16 protein-coding genes are annotated in these 16,038 nt (G+C 65.9%); 9 read left to right on the top strand and 7 right to left on the bottom strand.

Annotation, left to right across the window (positions count from 1 at the left end):
* Positions 1-19: 19 nt before the first annotated feature.
* From IHE46_RS05545 to IHE46_RS05515, 7 genes are all read left to right on the top strand, one after another.
* Positions 20-382, top strand: coding sequence for a hypothetical protein (locus IHE46_RS05545; protein WP_192163608.1), 363 nt, complete (start codon positions 20-22; stop codon positions 380-382).
* 3 nt (positions 383-385) lie between these two features.
* Entirely contained in the window at positions 386-760 is a 375-nt protein-coding gene (locus IHE46_RS05540) for a GntR family transcriptional regulator (protein WP_077485172.1), read from the top strand.
* Positions 757-1,614, top strand: a complete 858-nt coding sequence (locus tag IHE46_RS05535) for an ABC transporter ATP-binding protein (protein ID WP_192163607.1) — start codon at positions 757-759, stop codon at positions 1,612-1,614. Before IHE46_RS05540 ends, IHE46_RS05535 begins: the two co-directional genes overlap by 4 nt.
* On the top strand, positions 1,611-2,570 hold the full coding sequence (locus tag IHE46_RS05530; RefSeq protein ID WP_192163606.1) for a hypothetical protein: 960 nt from the start codon (positions 1,611-1,613) through the stop codon (positions 2,568-2,570). Before IHE46_RS05535 ends, IHE46_RS05530 begins: the two co-directional genes overlap by 4 nt.
* Before the next feature lie 33 nt (positions 2,571-2,603).
* On the top strand, positions 2,604-3,314 hold the full coding sequence (locus IHE46_RS05525) for a hypothetical protein (RefSeq protein ID WP_192163605.1): 711 nt from the start codon (positions 2,604-2,606) through the stop codon (positions 3,312-3,314).
* Between the two features lie 68 nt (positions 3,315-3,382).
* On the top strand, positions 3,383-4,642 hold the full coding sequence (locus tag IHE46_RS05520; RefSeq protein WP_192163604.1) for a serine hydrolase domain-containing protein: 1,260 nt from the start codon (positions 3,383-3,385) through the stop codon (positions 4,640-4,642).
* A 37-nt stretch (positions 4,643-4,679) separates the two neighbouring features.
* Entirely contained in the window at positions 4,680-5,219 is a 540-nt protein-coding gene (locus IHE46_RS05515; protein WP_192163603.1) for a DUF2884 domain-containing protein, read from the top strand.
* A 20-nt stretch (positions 5,220-5,239) separates the two neighbouring features.
* On the opposite strand, the gene IHE46_RS05510 is transcribed toward IHE46_RS05515, so the two are convergent.
* Positions 5,240-6,625, bottom strand: coding sequence for a class II fumarate hydratase (locus IHE46_RS05510; protein ID WP_192163602.1), 1,386 nt, complete (start codon positions 6,623-6,625; stop codon positions 5,240-5,242).
* 100 nt (positions 6,626-6,725) lie between these two features.
* On the opposite strand from IHE46_RS05510, the gene purB reads away from it, so the two are divergent.
* Positions 6,726-8,093: an adenylosuccinate lyase gene (purB, locus tag IHE46_RS05505; RefSeq protein ID WP_192163601.1), complete on the top strand. Its 1,368-nt coding sequence runs from the start codon at positions 6,726-6,728 to the stop codon at positions 8,091-8,093.
* Positions 8,094-8,162: 69 nt separating this feature from the next.
* On the opposite strand, the gene gstA is transcribed toward purB, so the two are convergent.
* The 4 genes from gstA to prfB form a co-directional block, all read right to left on the bottom strand.
* Positions 8,163-8,771, bottom strand: a complete 609-nt coding sequence (gstA, locus tag IHE46_RS05500; protein ID WP_192163600.1) for a glutathione transferase GstA — start codon at positions 8,769-8,771, stop codon at positions 8,163-8,165.
* A gap of 40 nt (positions 8,772-8,811) precedes the next feature.
* Positions 8,812-10,332 (bottom strand): lysine--tRNA ligase, encoded by a 1,521-nt coding sequence (gene lysS, locus IHE46_RS05495; protein ID WP_192163599.1) that lies wholly within the window; start codon positions 10,330-10,332, stop codon positions 8,812-8,814.
* Positions 10,333-10,497: 165 nt separating this feature from the next.
* A complete protein-coding gene (locus IHE46_RS05490; RefSeq protein WP_192163598.1) occupies positions 10,498-10,845 on the bottom strand; it encodes a hypothetical protein in 348 nt (115 codons plus the stop codon).
* Between the two features lie 86 nt (positions 10,846-10,931).
* Positions 10,932-12,057, bottom strand: a protein-coding gene (gene prfB / locus IHE46_RS05485; RefSeq protein ID WP_192163597.1) for a peptide chain release factor 2 whose coding sequence is annotated in 2 segments (ribosomal slippage) — positions 10,932-11,981 and positions 11,983-12,057 — 1,125 coding nt in all. Because the reading frame shifts where the segments join, the coding sequence is not laid out codon by codon here.
* A gap of 143 nt (positions 12,058-12,200) precedes the next feature.
* Between prfB and IHE46_RS05480 the strand changes: the two genes are divergently transcribed.
* Positions 12,201-13,511: a retropepsin-like aspartic protease gene (locus tag IHE46_RS05480; RefSeq protein WP_192163596.1), complete on the top strand. Its 1,311-nt coding sequence runs from the start codon at positions 12,201-12,203 to the stop codon at positions 13,509-13,511.
* A 36-nt stretch (positions 13,512-13,547) separates the two neighbouring features.
* Here IHE46_RS05480 and asnB read toward each other — a convergent pair whose 3' ends face one another.
* Positions 13,548-15,230, bottom strand: a complete 1,683-nt coding sequence (asnB, locus tag IHE46_RS05475) for an asparagine synthase B (protein WP_192163595.1) — start codon at positions 15,228-15,230, stop codon at positions 13,548-13,550.
* Between the two features lie 421 nt (positions 15,231-15,651).
* Entirely contained in the window at positions 15,652-16,026 is a 375-nt protein-coding gene (locus IHE46_RS05470) for an STAS/SEC14 domain-containing protein (protein ID WP_192163594.1), read from the bottom strand.
* Positions 16,027-16,038 lie beyond the last annotated feature (12 nt).

Below are 16,038 nucleotides of genomic sequence, written 5' to 3'. Positions count from 1 at the left end.
TCACCAGAGGAGCAATGCCATGAACGCGAAGCTCAGCACCCATAACCCGGCCGCCGCTACCAGCGACGTATTCGCCACCACCCTGGTCCCCGCCCGCCGCTGGATCGCCTCCGCCGCCGCCGTGGTCATGACCAGCCTGACCCTGGCCGCAGTCACCCTGCCGACGACCCACGCCGCCCCGGTTGCCTGGATCAACGGCATCCACGTGACCAACCTGGCTCCCGTCGAAGTCACCCCCTCGAGCGCCGACATGAAGGCCGCCTCCATGCTGGAAAACGCCGCGGTGGGTATCGCCAACGGCGCCGGCGCGCAGATCGGGGCGCAACTGGCCATGCCCTACTATTCCTTTGGCACCACCACGAGCACCAGCAGCAAGGAATAATCCATGACCATCACCTGGAACGACAGCATCCCGATCTATCGCCAACTCCACCAACGCGTGGTGGCGATGATCCTGGATGGCGCCTTGAACGAGGGCGACCCGCTGCCGTCGGTGCGCCAGGTGGCCGCGGATTTCCAGATCAATCCGCTGACCGTGTCGAAGGCGTACCAGGAGCTGGTCGATGAACGATTGGTTGAAAAAAGGAGGGGGTTGGGCATGTTTGTCATCGAGGGTGCACGTGAAGAACTCTTGAAGTCCGAACGCGAGCGTTTCCTGCGCGAGGAATGGCCTGCGCTTTACGCCCGCCTGCAGCGGCTGGGCCTGGACCTGAAGACCCTGCTGCGTGAAGCGCCGTCCGAACCGGAGAAGCACGCATGAACGCCGTCGTCTCCGCCCGTGGCTTGAGCAAGCGCTACAAGAACGCCGCCGCGCTGGATAGTGCGAGTTTCGAGATCCAGCCCGGCCGCATCGTGGGCCTGATCGGCCCGAACGGCGCCGGCAAGACCACTGCACTGAAGGCCATTCTGGGCCTCACCGATTTCCAGGGCGAGTTGAACGTGCTCGGCCTCGACCCGCGCAAGCAGCGCGGCAAGCTGATGGAGCAGGTCTGCTTCATCGCCGACGTCGCCGTGCTGCCGCGTTGGATCCGCGTGAGCGAGGCGGTCGACTTCGTCGCCAACACGCATCCGCGCTTCGACCGCAAGAAGTGCGAAGCCTTTCTCGCCCGCACCAAGCTCACGCCCAACCTGCGCGTGAAGCAGATGTCCAAGGGCATGATCGTGCAGCTGCACCTGGCGCTGGTGATGGCCATCGACGCACGCCTGCTGGTGCTGGACGAGCCCACGCTGGGCCTGGACATCCTCTATCGCAAGCAGTTCTACCAGAGCCTGCTGGAAGACTACTTCGACGAGAACAAGACCATCATCGTCACCACGCACCAGGTGGAGGAAGTCGAGCACATCCTCACCGACCTGATGTTCATCCGCGACGGCAAGATCGTGCTGGATGCCGACATGGACGCCGTGGGCGAACGCTTCACCGAGGTGATGGTGAGCGCCGAGCGCGCCGCCGAGGTCCGCGCACTGAAGCCTATGGACGAGCGCCAGGTGTTCGGCAAGAGCATCTTCCTGTTCGACGGCGCGGCACGCGCGCAGCTGGAGGCGCTGGGCGAAGTGCGCCGGCCCTCCGTCAGCGACCTGTTCGTCGCCACCATGAAAGGAACCTACGCATGAAAACCTTCTACTGGTTGGTGAAACGCGAGTTCTGGGAACACCGCGGCGGCTTCCTGTGGGCGCCGGTGATCACCGGCGGCGTGTTCCTGCTGCTGAACCTGATGGGCATCGTCGCCGGCGAAGTCCTGGGCAACTTCAATGCCCACAGCGATTTCATCGGCAACAACATGGGCCTGCTCAACCGCGCGCTGAGCGACAACGACGCGACCAGGATCGGTGTCGGGCTGGATTTCGTGATGCTGTCCACCAGCATGTTCACGAGCATCGTGCTGGGCTTCGTGGTGTTCTTCTATTTCCTCGGCGCGCTCTACGATGACCGACGCGACCGCAGCCTGCTGTTCTGGAAATCGCTGCCGCTGTCCGACACGGCCACCGTGCTGTCCAAGGTCGTCGCCGGCACCGTGCTGGCACCGGCGATCGCGGTGGTCTGTGGCGTGCTCACCGGCATCGGCATGCTGCTGCTGTTCGCCATCACCCTGTCGTTCCATGGCGTCAGCCTGTGGCACCTGCTGACCTATGCGCACCCGTTCCGGGTTACCGCCAACCTGATCGGCGCCATCCCGCTGTACGCACTGTGGGCGCTGCCCAGCGCCGGCTGGCTGCTGCTCTGTTCCGCCTGGGCCCGCAGCAAGCCGTTCCTGTGGGCAGCCGTGCTGCCGGTGGCAGTCGGCATGGTGCTGGCCTGGTTCAAGCTGATGAGCGGACGCATCTTCGACGGCGGCTGGTACTGGCACGATGTATTTGCCCGTGCCCTGCTCAGCGTGTTCCCGGGGACCTGGCTGGGTCAGCGGAACTTCGTGGAAGCGGGCGGCGGTCCCGAGCACACGCTGGACTTCCTCAACCTGGGCAATGCCTACAGCGTGATGGCCACGCCCAGCTTCTGGATCGGCGCCGTCGCGGGCCTCGCCCTGCTGGCTGCTGCGATCTGGTTGCGCCGCTGGCGCGATGACACCTGATATCCCATCGAATCCATACGGGGAAACCTACTCATGAAAAGCAACACGATCACCGGCAGCTTCCTTGCACTGGCCCTGCTGCTGCCGCTGACGGCATGCAGCCAGTCATCCAGCAACGGCGCCAACGACAATGCGGCGCAAGCCGTGAAGGACGCGCAGCAGCAGATTTCCTCATCGGCCATCCACACGGAAGTCCAGAAGGGCATCGACCAGGCCAAGCAGGAGCTGTTGACCCAGGACATCAGCGTCGGCAGCGTGCACTTCCGTGACAAGGGGCAGCAGCACGACGATGGCGACGACGACAGCAAGCTGCCCAAAGCGGTCATCACCCCGCAGGGCACCCTGGTAATCGCCGGCAAGCCGATCGACGCCACGCCCGAGCAGCACGCCATGCTGCTGGAATACCGCCAGCAGATCATCGGCATCGCCGATGCCGGCATGGACATCGGTGCTAGCGGGGCAGACATCGGCGTAGCTGCGGCCAAGCAGGCGATCCTGGGGGCGTTCCTCGGCAAGAGCGACAAGGACATCGAGGCCAGCATCAAGCCGCAGACCGACCAGATCCAGGCCGCCGCGCTGCGCCTGTGCAAGCGGCTGCCCGACATGCTGGTCTCGCAGCAGAAGCTGGCCGCCGCGATGCCCGCCTTCCAACCCTACGCCACGATGACGCAGAAAGACGTCGACGACTGCGGCAAGGACATGGATCAGAACGGCAAGAAGGGCACCGTCGTGTTCTCCGACTGACTACGCCACCCGCCAGCCGCGGGGCATCTCCGCCCTGCGGACCGCCCACCATGCACCACGGAGGCATCATGAGTACGGCCGGCGGGTTTTCGTTCGCTTCAAAAGCGTTCCTGGGTGGCTGCCTGCTCTTCGCCACCACAATCCATGCCGAGAACACCGCCCCTGCCCGATTGCGTGGGGCTGCGCTGGACAAGGAAGTCACCCGCCTGATGCAGGCCGCGCACGTGCCCGGCGTGGCCCTTGCGGTGATCGAGAACGGCAAGATCGTGCACCTGCAAGCCTACGGGCAGCGCGATGTCGAAAAGCAGCTGCCGCTCACCGTCGACACCGTGATGTACGCGGCTTCGATCACCAAGGCCGCCTTCACCTACGCCACGCTGCGCCTGCTCGATCAGGACAGGCTCGATCTCGATGTCTCGATCGCCAAGCTGCTGCCCAAGCCCCTGCCCGACTACGACAAGTACGCCGACCTCGCCGATGACCCGCGCTGGCGCGCGATCACCCCGCGCATGCTGCTGACCCATCGCGCCGGCTTTCCCAATTTCCGCTACTTCCCGCCGGGCGCCACCGCCTACGACCCGAACGGCAAGCTGAAGATCTACGTCGAACCCGGCAGCCGCTACGCCTATTCCGGCGAAGGCATCAACCTGATGCAGTTCGTGCTGGAAAACGGCCAGCACATCGACGTTGCGGCCTTGATGCAGAAGCAACTGTTCGACCGCTTCGGCATGCGCCGCACCTCGATGACCTGGCGCGACGATTTCGCCGACAACCTGGCCATTGGCTACGACGAGAACGGCAAGCCGCTGGGCCACAAGCGGCGCGGCAGCGTGCGTGCGGCCGGCTCGATGGACACGACCCCGCGCGACTATGCGCAGCTGCTGGCCGGCATGGTGCGCGGCGATGGGCTCGGCGCGAAAGCGCGCGCCGAGTGGCTGAAGCCGGTGCAGCGCATCGATTCGGTGCAGCAGTTCCCCACGCTGGACAGCGACACCACTCACGACAATGACGGCATCCGTCTCTCGACTGCGCTGGGCGTGACGGTGTTCCAGTCCGCGCAAGGGCCAGCCTGGTTCAAGACCGGCCACGACGACGGCACCAACAATCTGGCGCTGTGCCTGCAGGAGTCGCGCAACTGCGTGCTGATCATGAGCAACAGCTCCAATGCCGAAGGCCTGTATCGCTATCTGCTCGATGCCACGCTGGGACCGACCTGCTATCCGTGGTTCTGGGAAAACGATATTCCCTACGACCATCCGGAATGGCGCTCGCCGGATGCGCGCAAGCAGCCGCACCCACCGTGCGCGCCCGTGCAGCACGCGGCGTAAACCCCTTCACCCAAGCTCCACAAGCAAGGAAATCCGCATGTTCAAGCGACACCTTTTCCCGCTGCTCACCCTGTGCGCCCTGCTCGCCGGCTGCAATGGCGACAGCAACACCAGCCACGACCACATCACCATGCGCGGCGATCTGGTCGTGCTAAGCGCCAATAGCGGCCCCGAGGCCACCATTGACAAGAGCGGCAGCTTGAGCGTCGACGGCAAGGAGGTCGCCGTCGACGAGCATCAGCGCGAACTGCTGCTCAGCTACTACGCCAATGCCACCGCGATCCGCCAGCACGGCATCGCGACCGGAAGGGCCGGCGCGGGGATGGCGGCCGAAGTGATCAAGGGCGTGGCCGAAACCGCCAACGGTGACGAGGACGCGGTGGACAAGCGCGTCGAAGCGCAGACCCAGAAGATCACTGACCAGGCAATGAAGATCTGCGACGACTTGGCCGGTATCAAGAACGCCCAGGACCAGCTCGCCACCAGCCTGCCGGCATTCCAGCCTTATGCGGCGCTGATGGATGCGACCTCAGTGAGCAGTTGCAGGGACGACAACAAGACCGAGCGCAAGGATTGACGCATGGCCCGGTGGCGGCATCAGCCACCGCCATGGATGCCGCCCTTGGTCAGCGCCAGCGGATCTAGCAGTTTCTGCAGCTCGGCCTTCGATAGACCGGTAGTCTCCAGTGCCACGTCGATGATCGGCCGGTGCTGCTTGTACGCCTGCTTGGCGGTGGCAGCCCCCTTCTCGTAGCCGATCACCGGGTTGAGCGCGGTGACCAGGATCGGGTTCATCGCCAGCGCCTGGTTCACCCTGGCCTTGTTGACGTTGAACCCGGCGATGGCCTTGTCGGCAAGCAGGCGCGAGACGTTGGCCAGGATGCCCAGCGATTCGAGCAGGTTGTAAGCGATCAGCGGTAGCATCACGTTGAGCTGGAAGTTGCCGGACTGCCCTGCAATGGTGATGGTCGCGTCGTTGCCGATCACCTGCGCGGCCACCATCGCGGTGGCCTCCGGGATCACCGGGTTCACCTTGCCGGGCATGATCGAGGAGCCCGGCTGCAACGCAGGCAACTCGATCTCGCCCAACCCGGCCAAAGGTCCCGAATTCATCCAGCGCAGGTCGTTGGAAATCTTCATCAGCGCCACGGCCAGCGCTTTCAGCGCGCCGGACAGCTCCACCGCGTCATCCTGTGCGGCCATGCCTTCGAAGGGGTTTTCCATCGCCTCGAAACGCACGCCAGTGAGCTTCTTGAGCTCCTTCGCCACCGCCGCGCCGAACTTCGGATCGGCATTGATGCCGGTGCCCACCGCCGTGCCGCCTTGCGGCAGGCGGCGCATGCGCTTCAGCGCGTCCTCGATGCGCGCGATGGCCGAGCCGACCTGGGCGGCCCAGCCGGACAGCTCCTGGCCGAAGGTCACCGGCATCGCATCCATCAGGTGGGTGCGGCCGGTCTTGGCCACGTGGCGCAACTGGCGCGCGCGCTGGTCGATGGTCTTCTTCAGGTGTTTCAGCGCGGGCAGCAGCCGTTCGTGCGCGACCAGGGTGGCACTGACGTGGATCGCGGTGGGGATCACGTCGTTCGAGCTTTGCCCGTAGTTGACGTGGTCGTTCGGGTGCACTTTGGCGCCGGCGCGCGCGGCGAGGTGGGCGATCACCTCGTTCGCATTCATGTTGGTGCTGGTGCCCGAGCCGGTCTGGAACACGTCGATGGGGAACTGCGCGTCGTGCTCGCCCTGCGCCACCGCCAGCGCGGCCTTGCGGATGGCCGCGACCTGGCCCTTCTTCAGGTACCCCAGCGCCAGGTTCGCCTCGGCGGCGGCGGCCTTGATCAGCCCCAGCGCACGGATGAATTCGCGCGGCAGGCGCAGCCCCGAAATCGGGAAATTGTCGATCGCGCGCTGGGTCTGCGCGCCGTACAGCGCATCGGCCGGCACCTTCAATTCGCCCATGCTGTCGTGTTCGATGCGGAAGCCGCTCATGGTTCGATCCTTCAGGGGATGGATGCCGTCAACTATAGGCCGGCGGCCATGGCGGCGCCGTCAATGTAAAATGCGCGTTTCCCTTCGCCGGAACGCCCCGATGTCCAACCACGCCCTCACCGCCCTGTCGCCGCTGGACGGCCGTTATGCCGGCAAGGTCGAGCCGTTGCGCCCGATCTTCAGCGAGTTCGGCCTGATGCACCGCCGCGTGCACGTGGAGATCGAGTGGCTGCTGGCGCTGGCCAGCGAACCCGGCATTGCCGAACTGTCGCCCTTCACGCCGGCACAGGTGCAGCAGCTGCGCGCCATCGCCAGCGGCTTCGCCGTCGAGGACGGCGCGCGCATCAAGGCGATCGAAGCCACCACCAACCACGACGTGAAAGCCGTGGAGTACTTCATCAAGGAGCGCATCGGCAACGACGCCGCCCTGGCCCAGGCCAAGGAGTTCGTGCACTTCGCCTGCACCAGCGAGGACATCAACAACCTGTCCTACGCACTGATGCTGCGCGACGCGCGCCAGCAGGTGCTGCTGCCGGCCTTCGACGGCATCATCGCCAGGCTGCGCGAGCTGGCGCACGCCAACGCCGCGCTGCCGATGCTCTCGCGCACCCACGGCCAGACCGCCTCGCCCAGCACGCTGGGCAAGGAACTGGCGAACGTGGTGGCGCGTCTGGAGCGCCAGCGCAAGCAGCTCGCCGCGCTGGAAGTCCCCGGCAAGATCAACGGCGCGGTGGGCAACTACAACGCTCACGCCATCACCTATCCGGAGATCGACTGGCGCGCGTTCTCGCAGCGCTTCGTGGAAAGCCTGGGCCTGGACTACAACCCGTACACCACGCAGATCGAGCCGCACGACGGCGTGGCCGAGTACTGCGACGCGGTGCGCCGCGCCAACACCATCCTGATCGACTTGGCGCGCGACGTGTGGGGCTATATCTCGCTGGGCTACTTCAAGCAGAAGCTCAAGGAGGGCGAGGTCGGCTCGTCCACCATGCCGCACAAGGTCAACCCGATCGACTTCGAGAACGCCGAGGGCAACTTCGGCCTCGCGAACGCCTTGCTCGGCCACTTCGCCGAAAAGCTGCCGATCAGCCGCTGGCAGCGCGACCTCACCGACTCCACCGTGCTGCGCGCACTGGGCACCGCCTTCGGTCACACGCTGGTAGCGCTGGAATCGCTGCAGAAGGGCCTGGGCAAGCTCACCGTAAACGCCGACCGCCTCGCCGCCGACCTCGATGCGAGCTGGGAAGTGCTGGCCGAAGCCGTGCAGACCGTGATGCGCCGCTACGGCCTGCCGCAGCCCTACGAGCAGCTCAAGGCGCTGACCCGCGGCCAGGGCATCACCCGGGAATCCATGCGCGACTTCATCGCCAAGCTGGAGCTGCCCGCGGATGCCAAGCAGCGCCTGCTGGACCTCACCCCGGGTGGCTACATCGGCCTGGCCGAGGGCTTGGCGAAGGACATCTGACCCGTCTACGCCAGACATGCAAAGGGCCGCGCCATACGGGCGCGGCCCTTTGCGTTTGCGGCACGGGTTTTACTTCACCAACCCTTCCGACTTCATCGCAGCGTGTACCGCCGGGCGCTCGCCCACGCGCTTCTGGAAAGCCTGCAATGCCGGGAAGCCTGACAGGTCCAGCTCCACATGGCGGGCCCAATTGGTCACGGTGAACAGATAGGCATCGGCCACGGTGAACTGCTCGCCGAGCAGGAACGGCTGCTTCGCCAGCACGTTTTCGAGGAGCTGGTAGCGGCGCTTCAGATACTCCTTGCGCTCGGTGCGGGTCGCCTCGGGCGTGTCCGGCTTGAACAACGGGCTGTAGGTCTTGTGCAGCTCGGAGTTGATGTAGCCCAGGAATTCCTGCAGGTGGTAGCGCGGCAGCGTGCCGTTGGCCGGCGCGAGCCCGCTGGCGGGCATCTGGTCGGCGAGGTACTGCGAGATCACCGGGCCTTCGGTCAGTATCTCGCCGCTGTCCAGCTCCAGCGTCGGCACATAGCCCTTGGGGTTGATCTGCCAGAAATCCGCGCCGCTCTCGGTGCGCTTGGCCTTGCCATCGACTTTTTCCAGCTGCAGCGGAATGCCGGCTTCCAGCGCAACGATGTGCGGAGCAAGCGAACAAGCGCCAGGTGAGTAGTAAAGCTTCATGCAATCACTCCTTGTGGGCGGGGGAAACGGACTGGCCGGCTCAGGCCTCCGGCCGCATGTACGGGAACAGCAGCACGTCGCGGATCGACGCGGCATTGGTGAGCAGCATCACCAGGCGGTCGATGCCGATGCCGAGGCCGCCGGTGGGCGGCAGGCCCACCTCCAGCGCGCGGATGTAGTCGGCGTCGAAGTGCATGGCTTCGTCGTCGCCGGCGTCCTTGGCGTCCACCTGCGCCTGGAAGCGCGCGGCCTGGTCTTCCGAGTCGTTCAACTCGGAAAAGCCATTGGCGAGTTCCTTGCCGTTGACGAACAGCTCGAAACGGTCGGTGATGCCCTTGTCCGCATCGTTCTCGCGCGCCAGCGGCGACACCTCGACCGGATGCTGGGTGATGAAGGTGGGCTGGATCAGGGTGTGCTCCACCGTCTTCTCGAAGATCTCCAGCAGCAGCTTGCCCCAGCCGTAGCCGTCCTTGACCTGCACGCCCAGACGCTTCGCATGCGCGGCCATCGCCGCGCGGTCGCGCAACTCGTCGCGCTTGATCTCGGGGTTGTGCTCCAGCACCGCGTCTTCCATCGTCCAGCGGCGGAAGGCCGGTCCGACGTCGATCTGCGCGCCGTCCCATTCCAGCTGCGTGGTGCCCAGCACGTGCTGTGCAGCGTCGCGGATCACCGACTCGGTGAGGTCCATGATCTCGTTGTAGGTGGCGTAGGCCTGGTACAACTCCAGCATGGTGAACTCGGGGTTGTGCCGGGTGGACACGCCCTCGTTGCGGAAGTTGCGGTTGATCTCGTATACGCGGTCGAAGCCGCCGACCACGAGGCGCTTCAGGTACAGCTCCGGCGCCACGCGCAGGTAGAGGTCCATGTCCAGCGCGTTGTGGTGGGTGACGAAGGGACGCGCGGTGGCGCCGCCGGGGATGACGTGCATCATCGGCGTCTCCACTTCCATGAAGCGGCGCGGCGCGGCCTCCAGCCACTGGCGGATGAAACCGATGATGCGCGAGCGCTTCTGGAAGGTGTCGCGCGCTTCCTGCGTGACGATGAGGTCCACGTAGCGCTGGCGGTAGCGCTGCTCCACGTCGGCCATGCCGTGGTGCTTGTCGGGCAGCGGGCGCAGGCTCTTGGTGAGCAGGCGCAGCGCATCCACCTTCACCGACAGCTCGCCGGTCTTGGTGCGCATCAGCACGCCTTCGGCGCCCACGATGTCGCCCATGTCCCAGCCCTTGAACGCCTCGTAGACCTCGCCCACGGTGCCGGAATGGATGAACAGCTGGATGCGGCCGGTCATGTCCTGGATCTGCGCGAAGCTGACCTTGCCCTGCACGCGCTTGAGCACGATGCGGCCGGCCACCTTCACGCGGCGCTGCGCCGCCTCGATGGCCTCGGCGGTGAGCGCGTCCTTGTCGGCGTACTCGTCCTGCAGGTCGCCGGCGAAGCTGTCCACCTTGAAGTCGTTGGGAAACGCGATGCCCTGCCCGCGCAGCGCCGCGAGTTTCTCGCGACGCTCGGCGATCAACTTGTTCTCGTCGACAACGGGCTGGGTATCGGTGGTCTCGCTCATGGGGCTTCCGTGGTGGCCGGTGCTGGCACCGGCGGCTGCATGTCTAAAGTAGAACCGTTCGCCTCGGGCGCGGACTCGCTAAGCCAGCGCCGAAGAAGCATCGCAATGCGCTTCGGCCTCGCCGGCTTGCACCGGCACGCTCGATGCGAACGGACCCGAAGGCGATCAATTGCCCTTGCCGAACACTTTCTTGGTCGCGTCCTTGGTGGCGTCCCAGCCTTCCTTCGCGCCGTGGCCGATGGCGGTGCCGACGTTCTTGGCACCGTGACCGACCGCGACACCGGCCTTCTTGGCGCCGTGGCCAATGCCGGTGCCGGCATCCCTGGCGCCGTGGCCGACCTTGGTGGCGACGTGCTTGGTGGTATGGCCTACCGCGCGTGCGCCGGTGGCGACGCCGTGGCCCACGTCCTTCGCGCCCTGCTTGATGTCCTGGCCGGCGCTCTGCGCGCTCGCGCCGAACGCCGCCACGGCGGCACAGGCAAACAGGATGCTGCAGATCTTCTTGGCATTCATGCTGGCTACCTCAGTCTGTGTTGGGAACCGGAAAGGTCTATACAGGCGCATTTCCATATCGCGGCTGAAGCCGCGACATGGGTACCTCAGGCATCGACGCGCTTGGCGCCCGCGTCCAGGCCGGATTTCAGGCTGGCCTCGATGAATTCGTCGAGGTCGCCGTCCAGCACCTTCTGCGTATCGGAACGCTCCACGCCGGTGCGCAGATCCTTGATGCGGCTCTGGTCGAGCACGTAGTTGCGGATCTGGCTGCCCCAGCCGATGTCGGACTTGGTCGCTTCCAGCGCATCCTTCTCGGCATTGCGCTTCTGCACCTCGAGTTCGTACAGCTTCGCGGCCAGCATCTTCATCGCGCGGTCGCGGTTGGCGTGCTGGCTGCGCTCGGTCTGGCAGGCCACCACCACGCCGCTGGGGACGTGGGTGATGCGCACCGCGGACTCGGTCTTGTTCACGTGCTGGCCGCCGGCGCCGGACGAGCGGTACACGTCGGTCTTGAGGTCGGCCGGGTTGATCTCGATGTCGATGTTGTCGTCGACTTCGGGCGACACGAACACGCTGGTGAAGCTGGTGTGGCGGCGGTTGTCCGAGTCGAACGGGCTCTTGCGCACCAGGCGGTGCACGCCGATCTCGGTCTTCAGCCAGCCGTAGGCGTAGTCGCCTTCCACGCGGAAGGTGGCCGACTTGATGCCCGCCACTTCGCCGCCGGAGGCTTCCAGCAGTTCGGTCTTCCAGCCGCGCGACTCGGCCCAGCGCAGGTACATGCGCAGCAGCATTTCGGCCCAGTCCTGCGCCTCGGTACCGCCGGCGCCGGCCTGGATGTCGACGAAGGCGTTCGCCGAATCCATCTTGCCGGAGAACATGCGCTGGAATTCCAGCTTGCCGACGCGGGCCTCGAGCTTGTCCACGTCGTCGGCGACCGAGGCGACGGTTTCCTCGTCGCCGTCGGCGGCGGCCATTTCCAGCAGCTCTTTCGCATCGGACAGCCCGGCGGTGAGTTCGTCGATGCCGGTGACCACGGTGTCGAGGCGCGCGCGTTCGCGGCCCAGTTCCTGCGCGCGCGGCGGATCGTCCCAGACGTTGGGGCTTTCCAGCTCGCGGCTTACTTCTTCGAGGCGCTCACGCTTGGTGGCGTAGTCAAAGATACCCCCTAAGCGACTCGACGCGGGCCGTGAGGTCCGCGATCTGCGCGAGGATCGGATTGGTCTCGATCATGGATGTGTTCGTAAGGGTTTTGCGGCCCGCAAGCTTAGCATGCCGGCCGAAATGGACGGCCACGGGCTTGTACGAGCACCGGCTTTGCCCGATGCTGCGCACCGCTGGCCAAGGCGACGATCGAACCGGGTAAGGACGTATCCATGCGCAACCGCTCTTTCCTCAGGCCAGCCGCGAAACTCGCCTGCATCGCCCTGCTTGCCGCGCCGATCGCCGGCCTGGCGCAGGACGCCGCACAGGCCCCTGCCGATACCGCAGAACCCGCCGCCACCATCCGCACCCTGGTCGCGGCCATGCAGCAGGGCGACGAGGCCACTGCCACGCGCATCTACGGCTCCGCCACCGATCCCGTGGCGCATGTCTGGGCGGCCATGGTGCTCGAACGCATCCACTTCCACCTGGACGCGGCAAGCGCGGACGCCCAGCTCTGCGAGAACGACCTGATCGACAGCAAGCCGGGCGTCGCATTGCTCTGCGGGCAATTCCGCAGCGGCGACTTGCGCCTGGCGGGCAAGCGCGGCGACGCCGACGCGGTGGAGCGCGAACTCGTCAAGCGTTTCCAGGGGCGTGGCGTGGACAAGGCCCTGGCCAACGTAGAGTCCTACCTGGCCGGCGACGAGGCCGCCTCCCCGCCTTTGACCTACGACGCCCCTGCCGATGGCGTTTCCATTCCGCTCAAGGACGACGCATGGATCCCGACCTTCAAGGCGGCGGCGAACGGCCACGACTTCGACCTAATGCTGGATACCGGTGCCAACGATCTCGTGCTGGGCGCCGCGCAGGCGCAGACCTTCGGCGTCCGGCCGCTGGACCGGAAAGTGCGCGTCGGCGGCTGGCTGAGCACCAATGTCCATGCGGAGCACGGCCTGCTCGATGAGCTGAAGATCGGCGGCGTCACCTTGCATCACGTGCCTGTGATGGTAGTACCGCGTTCGATCGCGCTGATCGGCGGCAACCTCCTAGCGCCGCTCGGCACGCTGCGCATCAGCCACAAGGATGCGGCGCTGACCGTCTACGGCGGAACCGCCCGCGCGCCGGCCTGCGGCACGCCGATGGTGGCGGCCACCAATGTGTGGGGCACCAGCCTCAGGCTCTTGCCTTCCCTGCTGGTCAACGACAAGCCGCAGGCGGTGCTGCTCGACACGGGCGACTACCAATACCTGTCCGGCACGAAGCAGGCACTGGAGGAAGTCACCCCGCTGCATCGCGGCAAGACCGCCGTGAACGACATCGGCGGATCGCATCCCTTCGCCAATGCCGAGCTCGCCAAGGTGAAGCTCACCATCGGCGGCCAGCCCATCGAAATGTATTTCGCGGTGCTCCCCGATTCCTCCGTGGCGCAAGGGCTCGCGCACGGCATCACGCTGGGTGCAGGCGCCCTGCGCGACATGGATTTCCTGCTCGATTTCCGCCACGGCACGCAGTGCTTCATGCTGCATCCCGACCTGCACTGAAGCCGCTTCCGGCCCGCGCGACCGGAAGCACGAGCCTCACGCCAACGCCTTCTCGTGCACTCCGCGCACGGCACGGCCCGACGGGTCGGCCATCGCCGCGAAGGCCGGGTCCCAGGCCAGCGCCGCAGGCGAGGAACAGGCGATGGACTTGCCGCCCGGCACGGTGGCCGCACTGGCTTCGCCCGGGTAGTGCTGCTCGAAGATGCGGCGATAGAAATACGCTTCCTTGGTGGCCGGCGTGTTGAACGGAAAGCGTGCGGCGGCCGCGGCGAATTCGCGGTCGCTCACCATCTGTTCGGCATGCGCCTTCAGCCCGTCGATCCAGCCGTAGCCGACGCCGTCGCTGAACTGCTCTTTCTGGCGCCACAGGATTTCCTTCGGCAAGGCACCGTCGAAGGCTGCGCGCAGCACGTGCTTCTCGATCTTGCCGTGGCCGGCCATCTTGTGCGCGGCGTCCATGCCCATCGCCACATCGATGAATTCGAGGTCGAGGAAAGGCACGCGCGCCTCCACGCCCCAGGCCATCATCGCCTTGTTGGCGCGCAGACAGTCGTAGCTGTGCAGCGCGTCGAGCTTGCGCACGGTCTCTTCGTGGAAGGCTTCCGCCGAAGGCGCCTTGTGGAAGTACAGGTAGCCGCCGAAGATCTCGTCCGAGCCTTCGCCCGACAGCACCATCTTCACGCCCATCGCCTTGATGCGGCGGGCCAGCAGGTACATCGGCGTGGCGGCGCGGATGGTGGTGACGTCGTAGGTTTCCAGGTGCCGAATCACCTCGGGCACCGCATCCAGCCCTTCCCAGAAGGTGTAGACGAAACCGTGGTGCACCGTGCCCAGCGCATCGGCGGCGATCTGCGCGGCGGCGAGATCGGGCGATCCTTCCAGGCCGATGGCGAAGGAATGCAGGCGCGGCCACCACGCCTCACTCCTGTCGTTGTCCTCGATACGCTCGCGGGCGAACTTCGCGGCGCAGGCGGCCACCAGCGAAGAATCCAGACCGCCGGAGAGCAGCACGCCGTACGGCACGTCGGTCATCAGCTGGCGATGCACGGCCTGCTCGAAAGCCGCGCGCAGTTCGGCCGGCGGCACGTCGTGCCCGCGCGTGGCGGCATGGTCGCGCCAGTCCTTGCGGTAATAACGGTGCAGCTCGCCCGTGGCGCTGTCGTACACGTGACCGGGCGGGAACGTAGCCACGTCGGCGCATAGGCCGGCCAGCGCCTTCATTTCCGAAGCCACGCACAGGCGGCCTTGTTCGTCGTGTCCCCAGTAAAGCGGGCACACGCCGATGGGATCGCGTGCGATCAGGTAGCGCTGCGTCGCGCCGTCCCACAAGGCGAAGGCGAAGATGCCGTTGAGCTTGGACACGCCGTGCTCGATGAACCCGGCTGCGCCATGCTCACGGTACAACGCGTTGATCACCTCGCAGTCCGAACCCGTGGTGAAGTCGTAGCCGCTGGCATCGCGCAGCGCGCGGTGGTTGTAGATCTCGCCGTTCACCGCCAGCGCCAGCGCGCCGTCGCGCGAACGCAGCGGCTGTGCGCCCGATGCCGGGTCGACGATGGCGAGGCGTTCGTGCACCAGGATCACGCCCGCGTCCACGAATACGCCGCTCCAGTCCGGGCCGCGATGGCGCTGGCGCTGCGACAGTTCCAGCGCCTGCCGGCGCAAGGCGGCGAGGTCGTCGCCCGGCTGCAGGTCGAACATTCCGAAAATCGAACACATGTTGGGCGTTCCTCGTCTGCTGGTGATGAAAGCTCTGTTTGAAAGTCGGCCATGGAGGGCCGGTTTTGCTTTGCATGGATGAAGCCACGCAATGGTTGATGCACGGCCGCGGATGACCGGTTTTGCTTTTGCACGGACGGACCCGCGCACGAATCAAGCACACAAAAAAACCAAGGCCCGCACTGGGCGGGCCTTGGTCGCGTGTCTGGTGGTGTTGCTTTCAGCTACGCGCGGGCCCGCCAACGGTTGGCGTTGTTATTGTTCGCGCGATTGTTGTTGACGGCCGCCACGAAACCCCGCGCGGCAGGCGCGGTGGCGTTCGGGAACATGGCAGTCGTGAAGGTCATGGGTCGACTAGAACAGAAGGCGGTCGCCAGCGCAAGTGATGATTGCGCATGACGGCATTCGGCCGTCCATCCGCTCAATCCACCACGGGCTCGGCGATCCAGCGCGTTGCCTCTTCCAGCGCCGCCAGCGCGAACAGACGGAAATCGGCCGGCACCAGGAATCGCGACACCTTGGCCGCGGTGCGCAGCCAAGGCACGTCGGTCACCAGCGCCACGCGGTCCCAGCCGCTGATGTGCCGCATGCCGAGCATGGCGTCGTCCCACATCGCTCCCGCGTCGAACCCGGTGAAGTCCGGCGCCACCACGAACAGCATGCGCAGCTTGCGGTTGAGCGCGAACACCGCTTCCACGTCGGGCACCAACACCTGCTCGTAATCGGCTGCAGTCACTTGGCCATGCGCGCGAAAGCCCAGCGTGCCGGGCGGCAATCCATCGATCTGTTCCAGCATGACGGTCTCCGT

It is taken from the genome of Rhodanobacter sp. DHG33 (assembly GCF_014843005.1).
Lineage (GTDB): Bacteria > Pseudomonadota > Gammaproteobacteria > Xanthomonadales > Rhodanobacteraceae > Rhodanobacter_A.
The sequence above is the reverse complement of the archived record's forward strand: the minus strand, read 5'-3'. Positions and strand labels throughout refer to the sequence as shown.